The organism is Ornithinimicrobium faecis (assembly GCF_023923225.1).
GTDB classification, from domain to species: Bacteria; Actinomycetota; Actinomycetes; order Actinomycetales; family Dermatophilaceae; genus Ornithinicoccus; species Ornithinicoccus faecis.
In genome coordinates, this window is sequence record NZ_CP099489.1 from 2,584,838 (window position 1) to 2,607,916 (window position 23,079).

Sequence of the window (23,079 nt, forward strand, 5' to 3'; positions counted from 1 at the left end):
CTTTCACCGAGCCGTCCCGAAGGGGACGGTGGACGCACACTCCAGCCATGCACGCTCCAGCCATGGACCGCTGACGCTGTGACCCTGGGTGCAGTCCGGCGGGGAGTGCCAGGTGCACGCATCCTTCGCGCGACACGCAGGGCGAGGCGAGAAGGATGCGTGCAGTTGGACGGGGCGGTCAGAGGGGGGCTGCCAGTAAGTGGACGGGGCAGCCAATGGACGGGCAGCCAGTGGACCGGGCCGACCCGTGGCGGCCAGCTGACGCCTCAGCTCTGGCTGGGGTTCACCTGCTCCGCGCCCTGGGGTGCCGGCGCCTTGGGCTCGGGCTTGGCGTCCACGCCAGCCTCCTTGCGCTGCTGGGAGGTGATCGGCGCGGGTGCCTCGGTCAGGGGGTCGAACCCTCCACCGGACTTCGGGAAGGCGATGACGTCGCGGATCGACTCGGTGCCGGCGAGCAGCGCGACGATCCGGTCCCAGCCAAAGGCGATGCCGCCGTGCGGCGGAGCGCCGAACTTGAACGCCTCGAGCAGGAAGCCGAACTTCTCCTGTGCGTCCTCCTCCGACAGGCCCATGATCGCGAAGACGCGCTCCTGGATCTCGCGGCGGTGGATACGGATGGACCCGCCACCGATCTCGTTGCCGTTGCAGACCATGTCGTAGGCATAGGCGAGCGCCGAGCCGGGGTCCGACTCGAGGGTGTCCAGGAACTGCTCCTGCGGCGACGTGAACGCGTGGTGCACCGCGGTCCAGGCGCCACCGCCGACGGCCACGTCACCGGAGGCGACCGCGTCGCTGGCCGGCTCGAACAGTGGGGCGTCAACCACCCACAAGAACGACCAGGCCGACTCGTCGATCAGCTCGGCGCGCCGGGCGATCTCCAGGCGCGCGGCCCCCAGCAGGGCACGCGAGGCCTTCGTGGCACCCGCAGCGAAGAACACGCAGTCCCCGGGGGTGGCTCCGACGTGCGCCGCGAGACCCTCGCGCTCCGCGTCGGACAGGTTCTTGGCCACCGGGCCACCGAGCGTGCCATCGTCGGCGACCGTGACATAGGCCAGTCCCTTGGCACCGCGCTGCTTGGCCCACTCCTGCCAGGCGTCGAACTGGCGACGCGGCTGACTGGCGCCTCCGGGCATGACGACAGCGCCGACATACTCGGCCTGGAAGACGCGGAACGGGGTGTCAGCGAAGAAGTCGGTGCACTCGACCAGCTCGAGGTCGAAGCGCAGGTCGGGCTTGTCGCTGCCATAACGGGCCATCGCGTCGGCATAGGTCATCCGCGGGAAGGGCGTGGGCAGGTCAATGCCCTTGACCGCCCAGACCGCCTTGGCGATCGCCTCGCCGAGCGCGATGACGTCGTCCTGCTCGACGAAACTCATCTCGATGTCGAGCTGGGTGAACTCCGGCTGCCGGTCGGCGCGGAAGTCCTCGTCGCGATAGCAGCGGGCGATCTGGTAATACCGCTCCATGCCGGCGACCATGAGCAGCTGCTTGAACAGCTGAGGGCTCTGCGGCAGGGCATACCAGCTGCCCGGCTGCAGGCGTGCGGGCACCAGGAAGTCACGGGCACCCTCGGGCGTGGAGCGGGTCAGCGTCGGGGTCTCGATCTCGACGAAGTCCAGGTCGTTGAGCACGGTGCGCGCGGCGGCGTTGACCTTGCTGCGCAGGCGCAGGTTCTGCCCCGCCGAGTTGACACCGGGGCGACGCAGGTCCAGATAGCGGTGGCGCAGACGTGCCTCCTCACCGACGGTCACGCGCTCGTCGATCTGGAACGGCAGCGCCTCGGAGGCCGACAGCACCTCGATCTGCGTGGCGACGACGTCGACGCCGCCGGTCGGCAGGTCGGGGTTGACGTCCTTGTCCTCACGGGCGGTGACCTCACCGGTGACACTCACACAGTATTCGCTGCGCAGGTCGTGGGCGGTGCCGGTGAGCACCTCGTCACGGGCGACGACCTGGACGATGCCGCTGGCGTCGCGCAGGTCGATGAAGGCGACGCCTCCGTGGTCGCGGCGACGGGCCACCCAACCGGTGAGGGTGACAGTGGTGCCGACGTGCTCTGGTCGCAGCGTGCCGGACTCGTGGGTGCGAAGCATGTGGTCTCCTCTCGGGTGCAAGACGCCGAGGAGACTGCCCACGACGCTTGCTAGGCAGCCCGGAAGGTGTGGGCGGGGGCTAGGTCGCGGTGCCACCACACCTTTGCCGAGGGGACCTCGGCCTCTCGTCGGGACCGCCGGACGCGCGGCGCGCGGGCAAGCCGGCCCCAGGCCGTCTCGGCGGATCGTCACTCCGCCCCGCACACGGGTGACATTCTACGGTCCGCCAGCCCCTCGGCATACCCAAAAATGGGCGGGTTGGCGTGACCCGCGCCACCTGCCACCGAAACGGGTGGCGCCCGCAACCTTTGGGCTGACCAGGGCGTGTGGAGAGGTGAGCAGCAGAAATCATCGGCCGCTCACCACCACCGGATCACAGAGGGGGCCACAATGAGGGGCAGGAGGGACCGATGAGCCGAGGGCAGGCGGAGCGAGACTTCGAGGAGTTCTATACCGCGGCGGCACCAAAGGTGGTCCACCTGGTGTATGCGAGCACCGGGGACATGACGGTCGCCCAGGACGCCGCCCAGGAGGCGTTTGCGCGCGCCTGGCAGCGGTGGTCGACGATCAGCACGTATGACGAGCCGCTGGCTTGGGTGCGCACGGTCGCCCGACGCATCGCGATCTCTGCGTGGCGCAAGCAGAGCGCCCAGGACCGGGCGTATGTCCGGCACGGCGCCCCCGCCACGATCGAGGGGCCCGGCGTGGACCGGGTGGCGGTGCTCGAGGCGCTGCAGACCCTCAGCGATCCGATCCGCGAGTCGGTCGCGCTGTATTACATCGCCGACCTGTCGATCGAGGCGATCGCCCAGGAGACCGGGGCTGCGGTCGGCACCATCAAGTCCCACCTGCATCGGGGCCGGCGACAGCTCGCCGCAGCCCTTGAGATCAAGGAGAACGACCATGCGTGAGGACCAGGAGTTCCAGGACTGGGGTCCAGAGGGGGACTCGGGGTGGACCCAGGAGCAGGACGACCGACTGCGCGCCTCGCTGGGGGCACTGCGCCACGACGTGGACGCTGCAGGGATCCCAGATGTGCGCTTCGTGATGCGACGGGCGGGCCGTCAGCGGCACCGGGCCGTGGCCGGCATCGCGGCGGGGGCCGCGGCGGTGCTCGGGCTCTCGTGGATCGGTTTTCAGTCGCTGGAGGACGGGGCCACGACAGCGCCGCCCGCCGGGACCAGCACGCCGACCACGGAGCGGGACGACGCGACGCAGGAGCCGACGGATGAGCCCACGGGGACCGACGGGGAGAGCCCCGACGCGGCCCTCGTCGCCCCCGACGACCTGGTGCTGGCCGCGTCGGGCGGGCCCGAGCTCAGTCTGTTCGTGCCGCCAACCTTGTGGGAGTCCGAGGCCTTCACCGGCGGCGCGGCGACCGAGGCTGGGATGGGTGAGTTCGAGTCGACCGCACTGTTCGACTGCGACCCTGATGATGTGACGTGGGGCGCCGAGGACGAGGGCACCTTCGGCATCATGGGCGTCTGGTCGGGTGGCTCGGCCTTCGCCAACCAGCGTGTGCGGGTGCTCGACTCACCGGATGCCGCGGCTGACTATGTCAATGACCTCGACGCGGCCCTCGCCACCTGCGAGGCGCCTGCTGAGGCGGACAACATCGTGCTGGACGTGCAGCCGTTGGAGCTCTCGGGTGCCTTCCGGATCACCACCACCTTCAAGGACGGGACAGACCCGATGACGGACTTCTACTACGTCGTCCAGCACGACGGCACGCCGGCGGCAGTCTCGACGTTCCGGCTGATCGACTGGTCCAGCGAGGCGACCGACGCTGAGGCCGTCTCGGAGTTTGAGCGGCTGGCTGACCTCGTGACCGGCAACTAGTCGCAGGACAGCGCACCGCGCACGGGGACTTCAGGGTCCGTGCGCGGTGTCTGCTGTCGCCATCTGCCCCTCCTCGAGCACGACCGCATCCCGCAGGTCAGCCGACAGGTCAGCTGGCAGGCCGGCTTTCAGGTCACGGAGGAACGCATCGTGCCCGCCACCAGCTGCGATGGCCTCGGGCGTGGCGACCACCCGCACCGCGTTGTGTTGGAAGTCCGAGCCGAGGCCGATGATCTCGTGGTCCTCCATCCTCGGACCCAACAGGTCCATCACGCGTTGCAGGTCGGTCGCCGAGTGGGCGACGGTCGTGAAATGCACCATGTGCACCTGGTCGTCGGGCACGCGCTCCCGGACCGAGTCGACCTCCGGCGCATCCAGGTGGTCCTCGGCCACCTGGATGGTGAAGTGCCAGGAGTTCTCCCCCGTCCACCCCACCCCGGCGAAGACGTCCGGGTGGTCGTAGACGTGCTTGGTGGCCTCCTGCGCGAAAGTCTCCCTGACCTTGTTGAGCGGGCTCCTCGACCCGGTGAGCGTCGAGCTCGCCGTGTCAGTTCCTGGTGTCGGCGGTGCAGCCTCGGACGCGGTCTCGGGTGCAGGAGCGGACGGCCCCGCGGTGCTCCTCATCGGAGTGTCCCGTGACGTCGGGGCCGCATCAGAGTGTCCTGTCGCTGCTGGCTGGTCGCTGCCAGGCTCCGCACCGCACCCTCCCAGGCCCACGAGCAGGGCGGCAGCGGTCACCGCCACCGTGCCCCGAAGAATCCTGCGCAGCAGATTCCCGCGCGGAAGAATCCCGCGCGACGAAGGCCTCACGAAAGCCATCGGACGCTCCTGTCAGCCGTGGACATCCTCCACCCGGCGGGCGGACAGGGCTAGGACGCCCAGGATCATCGGAGCGTTCCGCACCTGCCCGGCCAGCGCCGCCTGGACGGCCACGGACAGGGGAACCCAGCCCGTCGGCATACCGGCTTCTTCGTGCTCTCGCTCAAACCGGTCGCCCTCGGCGACATCGGACAGGTCGGTGGCCACGAAGATGGTGATCACCTCGTCGAGACCACCGGGAGAGGTGGTGATCGAGATGAGCTGCTCCCAGGTGTCGGCCTGCAGGTCGGTCTCCTCGGCCAGCTCTCGGCGGGCCGCCTCGACCGGGTCCTCCCCCGGCACGTCGAGCAGTCCGGCGGGCAGCTCCCAGTCCTGGGCGCCGACCGGGTGGCGATACTGCCGGATCAGCAGGACCTCCGGCTCGCCGCGGTCCTCGCGCAGGGCGATGACGGCGACGGCACCGGGGTGCGCGACATACTCACGGACGACGGTCCCGGCGTCACCGAGGTCGATCGTGTCGCTGCGCACGTCCCACACGCGGCCGGCGAAGGCCACCTCGGACGCCGAGACAGGTCGACGCTCCAGGACGTCGACGACGTCGGTCAGGGCGAGCTGCGGCGCGTCGAGCGACATCAGCCGGCGGTGGTGCGCTCGACCTCGACGAGGCGCTGGCTGCGCTGCACGTCCAGGGCCGCGGCGACCAGGCCGGCGAACAGCGGGTGCGCCCGGTGCGGTCGCGACTTGAACTCCGGGTGCGCCTGGGTCGAGACGTAATAGGGGTGCTCCTCGGCGGGCAGCTCGACAAACTCCACGAGCTCGCCGTCCGGGGACGTGCCGGAGATGACCAGACCCGCCTCGGTGAGCTGCTCGCGATAGGCGTTGCCGACCTCATAGCGGTGCCGGTGACGCTCGTCGACGGACGTGGTGCCATAGGCCTGCGCGATGACCGATCCCTCGGTCAGCGTCGCGGGATAGGACCCCAGCCGCATCGTGCCGCCCAGGTCACCAGCGCCCTCGACGAACGCGCGCTGCTCCTCCATCGTCGCGATGACGGGGGCCGTGGTGTCGGGGTCGAACTCGGTCGAGCTGGCGCCCTCGATGCCGGCGACATTGCGGGCGAACTCGATGACCATGGCCTGCAGGCCGAGACAGATGCCCAGCGTGGGCACCTGGCGCTCCCGGGCCCAGCGCAGGGCGCCGACCTTGCCCTCGATGCCGCGGATCCCGAACCCGCCGGGCACCAGGATCGCGTCCACCCCGGAGAGCTCCTTGGTGGCACCGGCCTCGGTGCGGCAGTCGTCCGAGGCGACCCACCGGATCGAGACGCGCGCGTCGTTGGCGAACCCGCCGGCACGCAGCGCCTCGGTGATCGACAGGTAGGCGTCGGGCAGGTCGATGTATTTGCCGACCAGCGCCACCTCGACCTCGTGCTCCGGCTCGTGCACCCGGCGCAGCAGCCCGTCCCAGTCAGTCCAGTCGACGTCGCGGAAGGGCAGGCCGAGGGTGCGCACGACATGGGCGTCGAGGCCCTCGGCGTGCAGCACCTTGGGGATGTCATAGATCGACGGTGCGTCAACACAGGCCGCGACCCCGTCGACCTCCACGTCGGACATCATCGAGATCTTGCGCTTGATCGACATGGGGATCTCACGGTCCGCACGCAGCACCAGCGCATCGGGCGTGATCCCGACCTGACGCAGTTGAGCGACGGAGTGCTGAGTCGGCTTGGTCTTCAGCTCGCCGCTCGGGGCGAGATAGGGCACCAGCGAGACGTGCACGAAGAAGCAGTTGGCGCGCCCCAGGTCGTGCCGGACCTGGCGGGCCGCCTCGAGGAAGGGCAGCGACTCGATGTCGCCGACCGTGCCGCCGATCTCGGTGATGATGACGTCGGGGGTGTCCTCTGGTGCCAGCTCGTTGGCATCGGCGCGCATCCGGGCCTTGATCTCATTGGTGATGTGCGGGATGACCTGCACCGTGTCGCCGAGATACTCCCCGCGGCGCTCCTTGGCGATCACGTCGTTGTAGACCTGACCGGTCGTCACGTTGCCGCGCCCGCGCAGATTGACGTCCAGGAAGCGCTCGTAGTGCCCGATGTCCAGGTCGGTCTCGGCGCCATCCTCGGTGACGAAGACCTCACCGTGCTGGAACGGGTTCATCGTGCCGGGGTCAACGTTGATATAAGGGTCGAGCTTCTGCATCGTCACGCGCAGGCCGCGCCCTCGCAGAAGAAGTCCGAGGCTCGAGGCAGTCAGGCCCTTGCCGAGTGAGGAGGCAACTCCTCCGGTCACGAAGATATGTTTCGTCTGGTCCACCACGGGCTGTCAGTCTACGTCACGTGACTCGGTGGTTGACAAGGCACGCCGGTATGCCGTGAGCGCGGCTTGGGCGGCATCCTCGGCTGTGGGGAGCTCGGCCGCCCTGACCAGTGCTTTTGCCCGGAGGTCCTCGCGCAGCACCTCGTCCTGGAGCAGCGCGGTCAGCGCCGCGCCCAGCGCCTCGGCGTCGTCGCCGGGCACGAGCAGACCGGCCCCGTCCAGCACCTGCTCGGTGCCGCCCACATCAGTCGCCACGACCGGTGCCCCGACACTGAGCGCCTCCTGCAGCCAGACCGGCTGACCCTCCCAGCGTGCCGCGGAGATCACCACGTCGGCCGTGGCCAGCAGGTCGGGGACGTCGCTGCGGTGCCCGAGCAGACGCACCGGCAGATCGGCCCGGTCAATGCGGCGCTGGAGTGCCTCTGCCTGCGGGCCCTCCCCGGCGATCACCACGAGCGCGTCCTCAGCGGTGGTGCCGGCCGCCACCAGGGCGTCCAGCAGCCGGTCAAAGCCCTTCTGCGGGGCCAGCCGCCCGACGGCGACAGCCAGCGGTGTGTCGTCCTGCAGCCCGAGCTCGCGCCGCACCTCAGCACGGTCCCTGGCCGGCTCGGCCGTCGCGGCCGGCACGACGGCCACGCCGACGTCCCGGGCGCCGCGCTCACGGGCCATCTCGCACAGGTCCTGCGAGACACCGAGGATCAGATCTGCTCCTCGGCAGACGACGCGGTCCAGGTTCCAGTGGACGACCGCAGCCAGGCGCCCCTCGGGTGCCGCGTTGTGCGTGGTGACCACCAGCGGGGGCCGGTCACCGGTGCGCGCCAGGACCGACAGGGCACCCGCCCGCACCCCGTGGGCGTGCACGACATCGACGTCGGCCATCGCCTCACGCAGCGCCGCCACCGTGCGGCGGTCCCGCTGGGGGCGCGGTTTGGAGTCGATCTCAAGCGGGATGTGCTGCGCCCCGGCCTCGCTCAGGCCGAAGCGCGCGGCGACGACGGGCGGGCACGCCACCACGACGGTGTGGCCCAACTCGACGAGGCTGCGGGACAGCTGCTCAACGTGCCGGCCCACTCCCCCAGCGACGACACCGGTCACCATCAGGATCCTGCTCACCCCGTTATCTAACCCCACGGCGCGCGATCCCTCCCACCACGTCACGATAGGCGGCCGGTGCACCAAGGCGCAGCGACACCAGGGCAGCGGCGATCACGGCGACTCCGGTGAGCAGTCCACTGACCAGAGCGACGCCCCAGTGCGACACGTCGACGCCTCCGGCAAGCTCGCGGACCACCAGCACCAGCAGCGTGCCCCCGAGCGCCCAGAGGGCCGGTCCCCAGACGCCACGGAGCGTGTCCGGGCCCCAGTGCCGTCGGACCAGCAGGACCAGCAGGACCCCGGTCAGCGACATCCCGAGCGAGCTGCCCAGCCCCAGGGCCACCAGGGCACCACCCGGGTTGGGCGTGCTGCCCGTGAGCCGGATCACGGGCACGGCGGCGGCGACCAGCCAGCCCAGGGCCACGACGCCACCAGCAGCGAGCGCCGAGCCACGGGCATACAGGGCCCGCGAGAGCAGGGCGGTGAGGGCAAAACCCACCAGGCCTGGGGCATACCAGGCCAGTGCCGTGGGCAGCGCGCGCAGCGCCTGCTCCCCCGCCCCCTCGCTCCCGGCGTCGAGGGCCAGGAACAGGGCACCGACCTCGCGGCGCACCGCGACCAGGGCCACCGCCCCCACCACCCCGGCCACGGCCACCGACAGCAGGGTCCGGCGCAGCACCGGGCTGGCGTCCTCAGCGGTGAGCCGGGGGAAGGCGGCGGTCGCCAGGGGGACGGCTAGCACGGCATACGGCAGGAGGTAGGCCGTCTGGGCGTAGGTGTAGACGTTGAGCGTGCCGACGCCCTCGGCCGAGTTGGCTAGCCAGACGGTGACCAGCACGCACACCTGCTGGGCGGCCACCGCGACCAGTCCCGCAACGGCCAGGGTGCCCACGCGGCGACCCGCGCCCTCGGGGAAGCGCCAGGTCGGCCGCAGGCGCACGCCCGCCCGCCAGGTGGGCACCAGCAACGGCACACTCAGGGCGACCACGCCTGCCGTCGTGCCCCACGCCAGGAGCTGGATGGCTGCGGCCGGTGTCTCCTCCAGCCCGACGCTCGGAGCGACCCACGCGCCATAGGCCAGGTAGACACCGATGACGACCAGGCTGGACAGCAGCGGAGCCACGGCAGCGGCCAGGAACCGCCGGTGGGCCTGCAGGACGCCGGAGAGGATGATGCCCGCGCCGTAGAGGACCACCTGGGGAGCAAAGACCATCAGCATCGTGGCCCCGGTGTCGACGGCGGCACTGCCACACCCCGGGTCGTTGCCCAGCAGTAGGGAGGCGATGGGACGGGCCAGCAGCGCGACCAACAGCGCCAGGGGCAGGAGAGCGGCCATGGCCCAGGTGAGCAGCGCGGAGGCAGTGCGGTCAGCGTCATCCTCACGCCCCCGGTTGAGATAGCCCGAGACCAGCGGGACCACCACGGCCGCCAACGCTCCGCCGGCAGCGATCTCATAGAGGGCGTTGGGGACCTGGTTGGCGGTGGCATAGATCTCGCCGACGCAGGTGGCGCCGACCCCGTTGCTGAAGGCCAGCCAGCGGCCGAGGCCGACCGCTCGCCCGACCAGCGTGACGACCGCAATGAGTCCGGCCGCGCCAGCGATGCTGCCGGCGAGCAGCCGCGGGCTGGGTGCCCCAGAGTGTCCAGAGCTCTCGGGGTCTCCGGAGCCGCTCACCGTGAACTCATCACGTGGGTCACCGGGTCCTCACGCCCCAACGGGCGGCTCGGCAGCTCGTGAGCGTCCCAGCGCGTCCAGCTCACGCAGCAGGGGCGTCGCCTCGATGACCTTGGTGAAGCTCACCCGCTCGGAGGCGAGGGTGAGCGCGCACACCACGGCCAGGGAGGCCGTGCGGGCCGCCAGCCCCTGCCGCTGGACCAGCGCCAGCCCGAGCACTGCGCCAAGGGGGTTGGCCCCGGTGTCACCGAGCATGCTGCGGCCGGCCAGGTCGTCTGGCAGCAGCGCGAGGCTCGAGCCCAGAGCCACCGCGGCACCCGGGGATCCCGCACCAGTCAGGACGAGGGGGACGCCAGTGAGGACACCGACCTTGAGCGCTCGACCTGGGCGCAGGTCAAACAGATTGGCGAGGTTGGCAGCCCCCGCGACGACCGCGCCGCCGACCAGCGTGCCGCACACCGCGCTCGCCACAGACCCGCCTGCCACTGACCCACTCGCCACAGACCCGCGTGCCACAGGCCCGCCTGCCCCACCATCGTGACGGTCCTGCAGGGTGACCGCCACGAGACCGGTCCCCGCCAGACCAATGATCTTGATGGCCCCCGTGGTCACCCTCCGGTGGGCGAGCGCCCGCAGGTGGCCAGCCAGACCCTTGCGGTCGGTGTCCTGGCGCAGGTCATCCAGCGCGCCGAGCGAGCCTGCGCCGAGGGATGCGACGGCAGTCGGGATGGCGGTCGGGATGGCGGTCGTCCCCCACGCCCCTCCGGTGACGAGCGCGGTCCCTGCGGTCCCCGCGACGAGGGCGACGCCCTCGAGCAGGGTGACCGACGCCCCGGCGTGGTTGGTCCGCTCCCACCGAGCCGCCGACGGGTGGTCGCGGCGCGTCTGCAGCGCGCGCCACACCAGCGTCGTGGCGGCGGCGCCCGCTGCGGTCAGCAGACCGTCCCGCAGCAACCCGTCCCCCAGCTGACCGTCGCGCACCAGCCCGTCACGCAGCGGCCTCACGGGGCCGGGGCGCCCGTGGTGGACTCCGCGTCGTCGGGCGGCGCTGGTGCCAACGGCCCGACGGGGGTCGTCTGCTCGTCCGCCGGTGCCGACCCCTCCGCGCCCCCAGGCTCCGCGCCGCTGGACTCGCCAGCGCCAGTCTCGTCACCGCCAGACCCGTCACCGCCAGACCCGTCACCGCCAGACCCTGGGCTGCCCGACTCCTCTCCGCTGCCCGGCAGCGTGGGCTCGAGCGGCAGCGTCGGCCCGGGCACGGACTCCTCGTCCTCCGCGGCCGGTGGTTCGGGGATGTTGGGCAGTGGTGCGACCGCATCGGTGCCGACACCCCAGTGCCCAGCCTCACCGTCGATCATCCACCGCAGTCCGAGGACGACAGCCAGCTGGCCAGCCGGCCCCTCCGCGTTGTCGACGCTGGCCACCGTCTCGGCCATGGCCGACTCGGCGCGCAGCCCGCGGACGACAGGCGACTCGGCCGCCTGCACGGGGTCGGCATAACTCTCGGTGCCCGAGCCAGCAACGAGAGTCGGGACCTCAAGCTCGCCCAGGGCCGCGATCAAACCCAGACTCTGCTGCAGGCGCGGCGCGCCGGCCTCGTCCTCCTCAACCTGCTGGACCTTCAGGTCACCAGTGACCACGACGAAGGTGTCAGGCGGCTCAGGAAAGTCCGAGGGCTCGCTGTCGGCCCAGTTGGTCGAATAGAAGTTGAGCTCCTCCAGCCGGTCCGAGGCCATCCGCCACGCACCGCTGGCCGTCCCCTCATCACGTCCCGCGAGTGCGGCAGCCATCACCGTCTCCAGGGTGGGCTCCGCACCCTCCCGCGGCTCGGGGTCGTCAACCTCCGGTGCCAGCTCGGCGGCAGCCTCGTGCCGGGTGTCCGCGGCCTCCGGGTCGTGCCAGGCGTCGTCGAGCCGCACGGTCAGCACCACCGCCGCACCAGCGCTGGTCAGCTGATCGTGCACCTGACCGACGATGTTGCGGTCCGCACCGGGCAGCGTGATGATCGCCACCCGACGGTCCGTCAGCTGGTTGGCGGTCAGCGTCGGCGTCGCGATGGCGAACGCCTGGTCCTTGAGCTGCTCGCGGTCGTGGGCCTGGTCGAGCTGGGCGCGCAGACCATTGCGCTCCTCGCGCAGGTCCTTGACCTGGCCCTCGAGGGTGGAGGAGATCTCCTGGCCCAGCGGCCCGGCACCCAGGACGATGCCGACGGCGAGCGCCATGAACACGGCCACCAGGGAGACCAGGTGGTAGCGGAAGTCGATCACCCGAAGAGTCCTCCGATCAGAGCGAGCAGGTCGTCCCAGCGCACGGCCAGCACACCCATGGCGGTGCGGCCTCCCGGAGTTGCGGCCAGTGCGGCCAGCACGGCCAGCATCCCGGCCAGCACCAGCCAGGTCAGGGCCGCCGACGAGATCCGACTGCGATAGAGCAGGCTCACGCCCTTGGCGTCGACCAGCTTGCTGCCCAGCCGCAGCCGCGTCAGGAACGTGGAGGCCATGCCCTGTCGCCCCTTGTCCAGGAACTCGATCAGCGTCGCGTGTGTGCCGACGGCGACGATCAGCTCGGCGCCCTTGCCGTCGGCGAGCAACATCGCGACATCCTCGCTGGTGCCGATGGCGGGCAGCGCGATCGCATCCTCGATGCCCAGCGCCTCGACCCGCTCGAGACCCGGAGCCCTGCCGTCACGATAGGCGTGCACGATGATCTCGGCCCCGCTCTTGAGGGCGGCGTCCCCGACCGAGTCCATGTCGCCGACGATGATGTCCGGACGATAGCCGAGCTCCATCAGGGCATCGGCTCCCCCGTCCACGCCGATCAGCACCGGACGTGCCTCACGGATAAAGGGCCGCAGCGTCTGCAGGTCCTCCTTGTAGTGGTAGCCGCGCACCACCACCAGGACGTAACGGCCCTCCAGCTCGGTGCGCACCTCGGGGAGCCGGATCCCGTCGAGGAGCAGCTCGCGTTCCTCGCGGACATACTGCATGGTGTTGCGGGAGAAGGCCTCGATCTGCTCGGAGATGTTGCCCCGAGCGTGCTCCATCGCCTCCTCGACCATCGCCAGATCGAGCCGCTTGCCCTCAGCGATGAGGCGGCCCTCGACGATCACCTGGTCGCCGACGACGCGTCCGGTCGCTCCCTCGGTGATCTGGGTCAGCAGTTCCTCGCCCGCCTGGTCGATCAGCGGCACCCCCGCCTCGACGAGGATCTTGGGGCCCAGGTTGGGATAGGCACCGCTGATGGACGCGGCCGCGTTGACGACGGCTGCCGGCTTGCAGGACACCAACGCATAGGCGCTCACCTGGTCCAGGTCCTTGTGGTTGATGACCGCAATGTCACCGTGGGCGAGCCGTTTGGTGAGGTTCTTGGTGCGGGCATCCACCCGGATGGGTCCCTCGACCGTGGGACCGTCGGGGACGGCCTCGGGCACGGGGGATCTGGACAGGCTCATGGTGGCCCCATCGTGCCACGGTTCGGTGGTGCGATGGCCCTGACCTGCCGAGCAACAGCCGTATGCCGTGCACGTCACCCGGGCGGGGTGACACACCTCACCGGGACGGGCGGGTCACCACGGTGGGCGTGCCAGTGAGACAGGTCAGTTGCTCAGCCGGCTCGGCGCGTGTTCCTCCACCAGCTCGCGCGCGTGGTCGAGCGCGGCGCGGCTGTCGGTCACACCACCGATCATGCGGGCAATCTCGGCGACCCGGTCCTCCCCCGTGACCGAGCGCACGTCACTGGCGGTGATCGCGCCGTCGGAGCTCTTCAGCACGACGTGGTGGCTGTCGGCGAAGGCGGCGACCTGGCCGAGGTGGGTGACGACGATGACCTGCGCGTTGCGGGCCAGCGCGGCCAGCCGGGCGCCCAGGTCGAGAGCCGCCGCACCGCCCACGCCGGCATCCACCTCGTCAAAGACATAGGTGGGCACGTCACCCTGGGCGGTGACGACCTCCAGCGCCAACATCACGCGCGAGAGCTCACCACCAGAGGCCGCCTTGCTGACCGTGCGTGGTGGCGCACCGGCGTTGGCAGCGAGCATGATCTCGACCTCGTCCAGGCCGTGGGACCACGCGCGCACCCGCTCCCCGTCCGCCAGCTCCACGCCCTCGTCGTCCGGCTTGTGTCGCACCGCGATCTGCACCCGGGCACCGCCCATGGCCAGGTGCGCCAACTCATCCTCAACCCGGGTGCCCAGGGTCTTCGCGGCGGCCTGCCTCGCGCCGGTCAGAGCGGTCCCCGTCGTGACCAACTCCTGACTCAGCCGTGCCAGCTCGACCGTGAGCTCGGCGATCCGGTCGTCGGATCCGTCGAGTTCGGCGACCTCTGCGGCAGCCTGACCGGACCACGCGAGCACCGCCGACGTGCTCTCGCCGTATTTGCGCAGCAGGGCGGTCAGCGCGGACCGGCGCTCCTGCACCCACCCCAGTCGGGAGGGGTCCACATCGATGCCCGAGGAATAGGCCGCGAGCTCGCCGGCGAGGTCCGAGGTCAGATAGCTGAGCTCGTCCAGCCTCTTGCTGAGATCGGCCAGCGCCGGGTCGTGCTCGGCCACCGGCGCGAGCGCCTGACGTGCCGAGGCCAGCTGTTCGACGACGGGTCGAAAATCGTCCACGACCGCATCGTCACCGCCGGACAGCACACCATGGACGGTGTCCGCGGCCTGGCGCAGCCCGTCCCCGTGCGCCAGACGCTGCTCCTCGACGAGGAGCTCGTCCTCCTCACCCTCCTGCGGGTCGACGGCCTCAATCTCCTCGAGCGCGGTGCGCAGCAGGTCGGCCCGCAGCGTCCGCTCGGCCCCGGCAGTGCTCAGCCGGTGCAACTCCTCGCGGGCCGCGGTCCAGGCCCGGTGGGTGTTGGTGTAGGCGCCCAGGGCCTTAGCGAGCTTGGCACCGCCGAAGGCGTCCAGCAGGACCCGGTGCTGCTCGGGGGCCCGCAACCGCCATTGGTCCGCCTGGCCGTGCACGGCCATCAGATGCTCGCCCACCTCGGTCAGCACGCCGACGGGCGCCGTCCGGCCACCGACGTGCGCCCGCGATCTGCCCTCGGCACTGACGGTGCGCACGAGGATCAACCCGTCCTCGATCTCGCCGCCAGCAGCCTCCACCCGTTGGGCGGCAGGGTGATCCGGCGGCACGTCCACCTCGCCCTCGACCACCGCAGCGGTCGCCCCCGAGCGCACCATGGTCGAGTCCGCGCGGGCGCCGAGCAACAGCCCCAGACCGGAGACGACCATCGTCTTGCCGGCCCCCGTCTCGCCGGTGATGACGTTCAGGCCCGGGGACAGCTCGAGCTCGGCGTCCTCGATGACGCCGAGTCGTTGGATCCGGATGCGGGTCAGCACGCTCGCACTCTAGGCGGGTGCACCGTCAGGTTTGCCACGCCACCCGGCAACCGGCAGCGCAAACTTGGCCACGAGCCGGTCGGTGAACGGTTGCGAGGACAGTCTGGCCAGACGGACGGGAGTCTCGCTACGGCATACCTCGATGCGGGCCCCCGGCGGCAGGTCGACCGTGCGCCGACCGTCGCACCACATGACCCCGTGCGTCGTGGCGTGCGGCACGACCTCGACCGCGACGCGCGTGTCGGGTCCGAGCACCACCGGGCGGGCGAACAGGGCGTGCGCAGAGATGGGGACGACGAGCATCGCCTGCACGTCGGGCCAGACGATGGGGCCGCCGCCGGAGAAGGCATAGGCCGTGGAGCCGGTCGGTGTCGCCACGACCACGCCGTCACACCCCCAGGTGGACAGCGGCCGGCCGTCGACCTCGACGGTGAGCTCGAGCATCCGCTCGCGGGCGGACTTCTCGATGGAGGCCTCGTTGAGCGCCCAGGTGTGCGAGACCAGGTCGCCGTCCTGATAGACGTCGACCTCGAGGGTCATCCGCTCCTCGACCTCGTAGTCGCGCGAGACGATGCGGTCCACGACGGCAGCGGTCTCATCGCGCTCGGCCTCGGCGAGGAAGCCGACCCGCCCGTGGTTGATCCCGAGCAGGGGGATGCCCGCGCCCCGGGAGACCTCCGCCCCCCGCAGGATCGTGCCGTCACCTCCGAGGATCACGACGAGCTCAGCGTCGGCCGCCAGGGCGGCCACGTCCGGATCGTCCTCGAGGCTGTCCCAGCCCTGCTCGAGCTCGTGCACCTCGATGCCGTGGTCGCGCAACCGCCTGGCCATCTCCGTGGCCAGAGCGGGCAGGTCGGGGCGGTTGGCGTGGGTGACGACCAGGATGCGACGGGTCATCTAGTCGTCCTCCCGGGTCAGGTCACGGATGCGGGCGGTCGCCTCATCCGCACTCATCATGCCTGGTTGGTATGCCGCGAGCCACAGCAGGTATTCGGTGTTGCCGTGGGCGCCGGTCACCGGGGACGGCTCGATGCCGTGGACGTGCCAGCCCAGCTCGGCGGCGGCCAGGGTGATGTCGCTGAGCACCCTGGCGTGCTCGGCGGCGGACCTGACCACTCCCCCGTGTCCCAGGTGGTCGCGGCCCACCTCGAACTGCGGCTTGACCAGGAAGACGACGTCGCCGTCCGGCTCGAGCAGGGGTGCAACGGCAGGCAGGACGAGGGACAGGGAGATGAAGGAGACGTCACCGACGATCACCTCGAAGGTGCCGAGCTGCGCTGCTGACACGTCACGGATGTTCGTGCCGGGCAAATCAGTGACCCGGGGGTCAGCGACGAGATCTGCGACGAGTTGGTCGTGTCCGACATCGAGGGCAGTGACGTGAGTGGCGCCGTGCTCAAGCAGCACCTGGGTGAAGCCACCGGTCGAGGCCCCCACGTCCAGGCACCGACGACCGCTGACCCGCAGCCCGCCGCTGCCCACCTGCTGACCCGCGTCGCTAGCCGGTTGCCCCGGGTCGCCTGCTGGCTGGCGAGCGTCGGCCTCCCAAACAGTCAGAGCATGCAACAACTTCAGGGCACCCCGCCCGACCCAACGGGAGGCATCGTCGTCGGTGACCATGACCTGCTGCCCCGGCGCCACGGCATACGAGCTCTTGTGCACTACCTGGCCGTCGACGCAGACCGAGCCCCCGCGGATGAGTCGCTGAGCGAGCGTGCGCGAGCGCGCGAGACCCTCCCGGACCAGGTGCTGGTCCAGGCGCTCTTCGCCTCTCATGAGGTCACGCAGACTGTGGGCCGCCGGCGACACGCTGCATGGCCGCGGCCGGGGTGTTGCCCGGAGAGGACTCGCTCAACCGCTCCTGCAGACGCCGCTGCGCCTGCAGTGCCGCCTCCGCACGCTCGGGGAGGGGCTGCTGCTCGGTGCCGCGGAAAGTCTCGAGCACCTCGTCGACCACGGGGTCGCCTGTCGTGGGGTCGCCTGTCGTGGGGGTCGGCTCGCTCATGACAGGCAGCGTATCGCGGCGCACCGCTGCTCCGGCGATCCATCCACAACCTGCACCGGTGAGTGTCGCCACCGCCCCGGACGGGGCGTTTCACGCACTCACCAGCCCGCGAGACGTCCGCTCAGGCGCCGTGGCTCCAGTGGGGGGCCAGATCGCCGATGACCTCGACGATGTGGTCGGGCTGCTGGTCCTCCCCCGCGCTCTCCACATCGGAGCGACCGTGCACGCCGGTGAGGACCAGGGCAGTTGCCAGGCCAGCACCCTTCGCGCCCTCGATGTCGGTGTCCAGACGGTCGCCGATCATGAGGACCTCGGCTGCGGGCAGGCCCAGTCGTTGCAGCGCGATCTCGAACGCCGGCGCGTGCGGCTTGCCGGTGATCAGATCGGGTTGACGTCCCGTGGCGTGCGCGACCGCTGCGATGAGGGAACCGTTGCCGGGTGCCTGGCCTCGCTCAGTGGGCAGCGTGGCGTCCGTGTTGGTGGCGACCCAATGGGCTCCCGCAGCGACGGCATAGGTCGCCTCGGTCAGCTCGGCCCACCCCAGCTCCTTGCCGAGGCCCTGCACGACGACCGACACCTGCTCGCTGCCACCGTGATCCACCACCTCGCGGGGCGTGATCGCGGGCAGCCCCTCCTCCACGAGTGCTGCAGCCACTCCAGGCCCGCCGATCGCCAGGACCACCGTCCCCTCGGGCACCGGGTGGTGTTGGCGCAGATGGCTGGCGGCCACCTGAGAGCTGTTGAGGACCTCATCCGGGTGCGCCTCAACCCCCAGAGACACCAGGTGCTCGGAGACCTCAGCGGGCAGACGGGCAGCGTTGTTGGTCAGGAACAGCACCAGCAGGCCAGCGGCTCTCGCCGCAGCCAACCCCTCAACCGCTCCGTCACACGCCGAAGCCCCCCGGTAGACGACGCCGTCAAGGTCGCACAACAGACCGCGGTAGGTCATCGATCAGTCTCGCCGACCGGGCCCGTTCCTGGCCCAGCAACGCCATCAACGTCGGCCTCATCAGCGTCAGGCGCATCAGCGTCAGGCGCATCAGCGTCGGCCTCATGAGCGTCGGCCTCATCCGTGCCCGATTCCTCATCCTCGCCATAGTCAACGATGTCGATCCCGTCGAGCTCGCTGAGACGGTCAGGAGCGTTGGTGACTCCATCGCGATCAATGTCCACCGTTCTGGCGAACCATTCGCGGGCGCCGGCCTCGTCGTCAACCCCGAGGAGCGACTCCGCATAGGCGTAATAGAGCCGTGGCGACCAGGATCGCTGGGGAGGGCTGGCTCGCACGAGCTCACGCAGGATCTGCACACCAGCCTCATGCTGACCCAGGTCCCGTCGCGCGCCGCTGACCACGATGGCCAGCTCAACCCGGTCGGCCGCGCTCAGCGATTGAGCGGCCGGCTCCTGTGACAACTCGATCGCCCGGTCGGGCCGACCCAACCCGCGCTCCACGTCTGCGATGTGCGGCAACAGGTGGTTGGACCCGCTGAGCCGCCGCGCGGTGCGGAACTCGCGCAGTGCCTCTGCCCACTCTGCCCGGCGGTAGTAGACGAAACCGAGCACCTCGCGCACGACAGCCACGCGACCCGCTCGGCGTGACGCGTTTTCCGCGTGGGCCAGAGCACCGTCCAGGTCCTCCGCTGCCAGGCACTCTGCCGAGGCCACCAAGTGCCGCGCCACGCCGTCCGCGTTCTCCTTGCTCAGCGTGAGCAACTCGCGACGTGCAGCCCGGTCCAACTGACCGGCCTCGATGTGCTCGGGGATCTCCGGCTCTGGCTTGCGATCCGGTCGGGGCCGGTAGACCCGGGTGTCGTCCTCACGGTAGGGGCGATCAGCGCCACCGCGAGCCGCGTGGCCGCGGTAACCTCCAGCGCGACGGTCGTCATCACGACGAGGACCACGATCATCCGACCCGCGGTAACCCCCACCACGACGGTCGTCATCACGACGAGGACCACGATCGTCGCGTGGACGCCCCTCACTCCCGCGCCAGTTCCGTCCTTCACCGGACGCACCGTCACGCCGCCGGCCATCGCGATCCTGGCGACGCTCACCGCCGCGGTAACCGCCGCCACGGGGCGCGCCACCGCGACGATCATCGCGACGGTTGGGCCCGCCGCCCTGGCCGGTCTCGCGGTCACTCTTCCGGTCCTCCGGACCAGGGGTGTCCGGCGTCTCGTCAGCCATGCGGCCTCCTCGTTTCAGTTCTCGGGCAGTCTACGCGGCATTCCGCCGGGGGCCCGCGTTCCTGACCGCCTTCTCGACGGTCATCTGACGGGCCCAGAAATGCGTCTAGCCCCACCCGAACCAGAAGGTTTGGGTGGGGCTAGAGCCAATGTTTGTCCGGCGGTGTCCTACTCTCCCACACCGTCACCAGTGCAGTACCATCGGCGCTGAGAGGCTTAGCTTCCGGGTTCGGTATGTGTCCGGGCGTTTCCCTCTCGCTATGGCCGCCGTAACTCTATGGAAATATAAACCAACCGTGTTGCGGGTTACACGCACCGGGGCTTTAGGTCGGTGCGTGTGGGTTGTGGTTCGTATCTCGGGAACCACACAGTGGACGCGTAGCATCTTTGTTGTTTAAGTTATCGGCTTATTAGTACCGGTCAGCTCCACACATTGCTGTGTTTCCACATCCGGCCTATCAACCCAGTAGTCTAGCTGGGAGCCTCTCACGACTAAGTCGCGTGGAAACCTCATCTTGGAGTGTGCTTCCCGCTTAGATGCTTTCAGCGGTTATCACGTCCGAACGTAGCTAATCAGCGGTGCCCTTGGCAGGACAACTGACACACCAGTGGTTCGTCCATCCCGGTCCTCTCGTACTAGGGACAGCTCTCCTCAAGTTTCCTACGCGCGCAGCGGATAGGGACCGAACTGTCTCACGACGTTCTAAACCCAGCTCGCGTACCGCTTTAATGGGCGAACAGCCCAACCCTTGGGACCGACTCCAGCCCCAGGATGCGACGAGCCGACATCGAGGTGCCAAACCATGCCGTCGATATGAGCTCTTGGGCAGGATCAGCCTGTTATCCCCGGGGTACCTTTTATCCGTTGAGCGACGGCGCTTCCACAAGCCACCGTCGGGTCACTAGTCCCGACTTTCGTCTCTGCTCGACATGTCTGTCTCACAGTCAAGCTCCCTTGTGCACTTACACTCGAAACCTGATTGCCAACCAGGCTGAGGGAACCTTTGGGCGCCTCCGTTACTCTTTAGGAGGCAACCGCCCCAGTTAAACTACCCACCAGGCAATGTCCCTGATCCGGATCACGGACCGAGGTTAGATATCCAGAACGACCAGAGTGGTATTTCAACGTTGACTCCACGAACACTGGCGTGCCCGCTTCATAGTCTCCCACCTATCCTACACAAGCCGTACCGAACACCAATACCAAGCTATAGTAAAGGTCCCGGGGTCTTTCCGTCCTGCTGCGCGTAACGAGCATCTTTACTCGTAATGCAATTTCGCCGAGTTCGTGGTTGAGACAGTGGAAAAGTCGTTACGCCATTCGTGCAGGTCGGAACTTACCCGACAAGGAATTTCGCTACCTTAGGATGGTTATAGTTACCACCGCCGTTTACTGGGGCTTAAGTTCAGAGCTTCACCTTACGGTTGACCCGTCCCCTTAACCTTCCAGCACCGGGCAGGCGTCAGTCCGTATACATCGTCTTGCGACTTCGCACGGACCTGTGTTTTTAGTAAACAGTCGCTTTTCCCTGGTCTCTGCGGCCGTCCCAGCTTCCCACCGCGAGGGTGTTCACTGGTCGGGCCCCCCTTCTCCCGAAGTTACGGGGGCATTTTGCCGAATTCCTTAACCACGATTCACTCGATCGCCTTAGTATTCTCTACCTAACCACCTGAGTCGGTTTGGGGTACGGGCGGCTCGAACCTCGCTAGGAACTTTTCTAGGCAGCATAGGATCACCCTCTTCCCGCATACGCGGTCACTATCAAGCCTGGGGCATACAGGGTGCGGACTTACCTACACCCAGCCTTACACTCTTAGACGTGGACAACCATCGCCACGCGGAGGCTACCTTCCTGCGTCCTTCCATCGCTTACCTACTACAATCTCGGGTCACGCGTTCCACACACCCACACCGCGTCCTCGAAAGGACTTGGTGCGTTTGGCGTGCTTCAGGCGCTTAGCATCAACTGATTCGGTATTGGGCGGTCCTTCGCCGGTTCCGGAATATTAACCGGATGTCCATCGACTACGCCTGTCGGCCTCGCCTTAGGTCCCGACTTACCCAGGGCAGATTAGCTTGACCCTGGAACCCTTGGTTATTCGGCGGAGGAGTTTCTCACTCCTCTTTCGCTACTCATGCCTGCATTCTCACTCGTGTGGCATCCACGACTGGATCACTCCGCCGCTTCACTCGCCACACGACGCTCCCCTACCCATCAACACGCCTGGACACCACCCACAAGTGGATGATGCCGAGCAAAATGTTAATGCCACAGCTTCGGTGGTGTGCTTGAGCCCCGCTACATTGTCGGCGCGGAATCACTTGACCAGTGAGCTATTACGCACTCTTTAAAGGGTGGCTGCTTCTAAGCCAACCTCCTGGTTGTCACAGCAACTCCACATCCTTTCCCACTTAGCACACGCTTAGGGACCTTAGCTGGTGATCTGGGCTGTTTCCCTCTCGACTACGAAGCTTATCCCCCGCAGTCTCACTGCCACGCTCTCACTTACCGGCATTCGGAGTTTGGCTGACGTCAGTAACCTGGTGAGGCCCATCTGCCATCCAGTAGCTCTACCTCCGGTAAGAAACACGTGACGCTGCACCTAAATGCATTTCGGGGAGAACCAGCTATCACGGAGTTTGATTGGCCTTTCACCCCTACCCACAGCTCATCCCCTCAGTTTTCAACCTAAGTGGGTTCGGTCCTCCACGCCGTCTTACCGGCGCTTCAACCTGGCCATGGGTAGATCACTCCGCTTCGGGTCTAGACCCAGCGACTATGGGCGCCCTATTCGGACTCGCTTTCGCTACGGCTTCCCCACACGGGTTAACCTCGCCACTGAGCACTAACTCGCAGGCTCATTCTTCAAAAGGCACGCCGTCACCCCACAAAGAGGGCTCCGACGGATTGTATGCACACGGTTTCAGGATCTATTTCACTCCCCTCCCGGGGTACTTTTCACCTTTCCCTCACGGTACTTGTCCGCTATCGGTCACCAGGGAATATTTAGGCTTAGCAGGTGGTCCTGCCAGATTCGTACGGGATTTCTCGGGCCCCGTACTACTTGGGAACACCAACACTAGAGTTCCTGTTGTTTCGGCTACGGGGGTCTCACCCTCTATGCCAGGCCCTTCCAAGCCTTCCGCCTACAACAAAAATTTCTTACTCCAGCCCAGCCCGGTAGAACTGAGAATTGGGTCCCACGACCCCGAACGTGCAACGACTACCGTCTATCACACACGCCCGGTTTAGCCTGATCCGCTTTCGCTCGCCACTACTCACGGAATCACATGTTGTTTTCTCTTCCTGTGGGTACTGAGATGTTTCACTTCCCCACGTTCCCTCTACCCACCCTATATATTCAGGTGAGAGTAACTAGCGATGAAGCTAGCTGGGTTTCCCCATTCGGAAATCCTCGGATCAATGTCTGGTTATCGACTCCCCGAGGCTTATCGCAGATTCCTACGTCCTTCTTCGGTTCCTGGTGCCAAGGCATCCACCGTGTGCACTTAAAAACTTAAAGCCACAAAGATGCTCGCGTCCACTGTGTAGTTCTCAACATACGAACGGCCACCCCGGCTCACGGCCCCCACCAACCACACACAAACTGTGTGGCGGTATGGGAACCACCAAGGCCCCGCACTCCCAAGAGTCACCAGAACCCAACCACCCACCACCAACCAACCCCTAGGGACCAGCTGACGTGACTGGT

Annotated in this window: 17 protein-coding genes and 2 rRNA genes; 2 read left to right on the top strand and 17 right to left on the bottom strand. The window is 68.3% G+C overall.

Going from position 1 to position 23,079, the window contains the following annotated elements:
• Window positions 1-266 precede the first annotated feature (266 nt).
• Complete coding sequence (gene aspS, locus NF556_RS11990) at window positions 267-2,093, bottom strand: aspartate--tRNA ligase (protein ID WP_252591166.1); 1,827 nt, start codon at window positions 2,091-2,093, stop codon at window positions 267-269.
• Between the two features lie 410 nt (window positions 2,094-2,503).
• On the opposite strand from aspS, the gene NF556_RS11995 reads away from it, so the two are divergent.
• Both NF556_RS11995 and NF556_RS12000 read left to right on the top strand, forming a co-directional pair.
• Entirely contained in the window at window positions 2,504-3,004 is a 501-nt protein-coding gene (locus NF556_RS11995; RefSeq protein WP_252591167.1) for an RNA polymerase sigma factor, read from the top strand.
• Window positions 2,997-3,932 (top strand): hypothetical protein, encoded by a 936-nt coding sequence (locus tag NF556_RS12000; protein WP_252591168.1) that lies wholly within the window; start codon window positions 2,997-2,999, stop codon window positions 3,930-3,932. Before NF556_RS11995 ends, NF556_RS12000 begins: the two co-directional genes overlap by 8 nt.
• Window positions 3,933-3,962: 30 nt before the next feature.
• On the opposite strand, the gene NF556_RS12005 is transcribed toward NF556_RS12000, so the two are convergent.
• The 16 genes from NF556_RS12005 to NF556_RS12080 all read right to left on the bottom strand — a co-directional run bounded on the left by NF556_RS12005 (window position 3,963) and on the right by NF556_RS12080 (window position 22,890).
• Entirely contained in the window at window positions 3,963-4,556 is a 594-nt protein-coding gene (locus NF556_RS12005) for a hypothetical protein (RefSeq protein WP_252591169.1), read from the bottom strand.
• A gap of 207 nt (window positions 4,557-4,763) precedes the next feature.
• On the bottom strand, window positions 4,764-5,384 hold the full coding sequence (locus tag NF556_RS12010; RefSeq protein WP_252591170.1) for an NUDIX domain-containing protein: 621 nt from the start codon (window positions 5,382-5,384) through the stop codon (window positions 4,764-4,766).
• Window positions 5,384-7,066, bottom strand: a complete 1,683-nt coding sequence (gene pyrG, locus NF556_RS12015) for a CTP synthase (RefSeq protein WP_252591171.1) — start codon at window positions 7,064-7,066, stop codon at window positions 5,384-5,386. Before pyrG ends, NF556_RS12010 begins: the two co-directional genes overlap by 1 nt.
• 6 nt (window positions 7,067-7,072) lie before the next feature.
• Window positions 7,073-8,179, bottom strand: coding sequence for a glycosyltransferase family 4 protein (locus tag NF556_RS12020; RefSeq protein ID WP_252591172.1), 1,107 nt, complete (start codon window positions 8,177-8,179; stop codon window positions 7,073-7,075).
• 4 nt (window positions 8,180-8,183) lie between these two features.
• On the bottom strand, window positions 8,184-9,836 hold the full coding sequence (murJ, locus tag NF556_RS12025; RefSeq protein ID WP_252591173.1) for a murein biosynthesis integral membrane protein MurJ: 1,653 nt from the start codon (window positions 9,834-9,836) through the stop codon (window positions 8,184-8,186).
• A 30-nt stretch (window positions 9,837-9,866) separates the two neighbouring features.
• Entirely contained in the window at window positions 9,867-10,841 is a 975-nt protein-coding gene (locus tag NF556_RS12030) for a hypothetical protein (protein ID WP_252591174.1), read from the bottom strand.
• Window positions 10,838-12,103: a copper transporter gene (locus tag NF556_RS12035; RefSeq protein WP_252591175.1), complete on the bottom strand. Its 1,266-nt coding sequence runs from the start codon at window positions 12,101-12,103 to the stop codon at window positions 10,838-10,840. The genes NF556_RS12030 and NF556_RS12035 overlap by 4 nt, the downstream gene beginning before the upstream one ends.
• On the bottom strand, window positions 12,100-13,287 hold the full coding sequence (gene steA / locus NF556_RS12040; RefSeq protein ID WP_252591176.1) for a putative cytokinetic ring protein SteA: 1,188 nt from the start codon (window positions 13,285-13,287) through the stop codon (window positions 12,100-12,102). Before steA ends, NF556_RS12035 begins: the two co-directional genes overlap by 4 nt.
• Before the next feature lie 144 nt (window positions 13,288-13,431).
• Window positions 13,432-15,174 (bottom strand): DNA repair protein RecN, encoded by a 1,743-nt coding sequence (gene recN / locus NF556_RS12045; protein WP_252591177.1) that lies wholly within the window; start codon window positions 15,172-15,174, stop codon window positions 13,432-13,434.
• 9 nt (window positions 15,175-15,183) lie between these two features.
• The gene (locus tag NF556_RS12050; RefSeq protein ID WP_252591178.1) at window positions 15,184-16,071 is read right to left on the bottom strand and encodes an NAD kinase; all 888 of its coding nucleotides are present in this window, start codon (window positions 16,069-16,071) and stop codon (window positions 15,184-15,186) included.
• Window positions 16,072-16,950 (bottom strand): TlyA family RNA methyltransferase, encoded by an 879-nt coding sequence (locus NF556_RS12055; RefSeq protein WP_252591179.1) that lies wholly within the window; start codon window positions 16,948-16,950, stop codon window positions 16,072-16,074. It lies immediately after the preceding gene.
• Between the two features lie 4 nt (window positions 16,951-16,954).
• Window positions 16,955-17,179: a hypothetical protein gene (locus NF556_RS12060; RefSeq protein WP_252591180.1), complete on the bottom strand. Its 225-nt coding sequence runs from the start codon at window positions 17,177-17,179 to the stop codon at window positions 16,955-16,957.
• A gap of 121 nt (window positions 17,180-17,300) precedes the next feature.
• A complete protein-coding gene (locus tag NF556_RS12065; protein WP_252591181.1) occupies window positions 17,301-18,128 on the bottom strand; it encodes an HAD-IIA family hydrolase in 828 nt (275 codons plus the stop codon).
• Window positions 18,125-19,366 carry a tetratricopeptide repeat protein gene (locus tag NF556_RS12070; protein ID WP_252591182.1) on the bottom strand — a complete coding sequence of 414 codons (1,242 nt, stop codon included), beginning with the start codon at window positions 19,364-19,366 and terminating at the stop codon, window positions 18,125-18,127. Before NF556_RS12070 ends, NF556_RS12065 begins: the two co-directional genes overlap by 4 nt.
• A gap of 154 nt (window positions 19,367-19,520) precedes the next feature.
• Window positions 19,521-19,637: ribosomal RNA gene (gene rrf / locus NF556_RS12075) — 5S ribosomal RNA — on the bottom strand.
• Between the two features lie 118 nt (window positions 19,638-19,755).
• Window positions 19,756-22,890: ribosomal RNA gene (locus NF556_RS12080) — 23S ribosomal RNA — on the bottom strand.
• Between the last annotated feature and the right edge of the window lie 189 nt (window positions 22,891-23,079).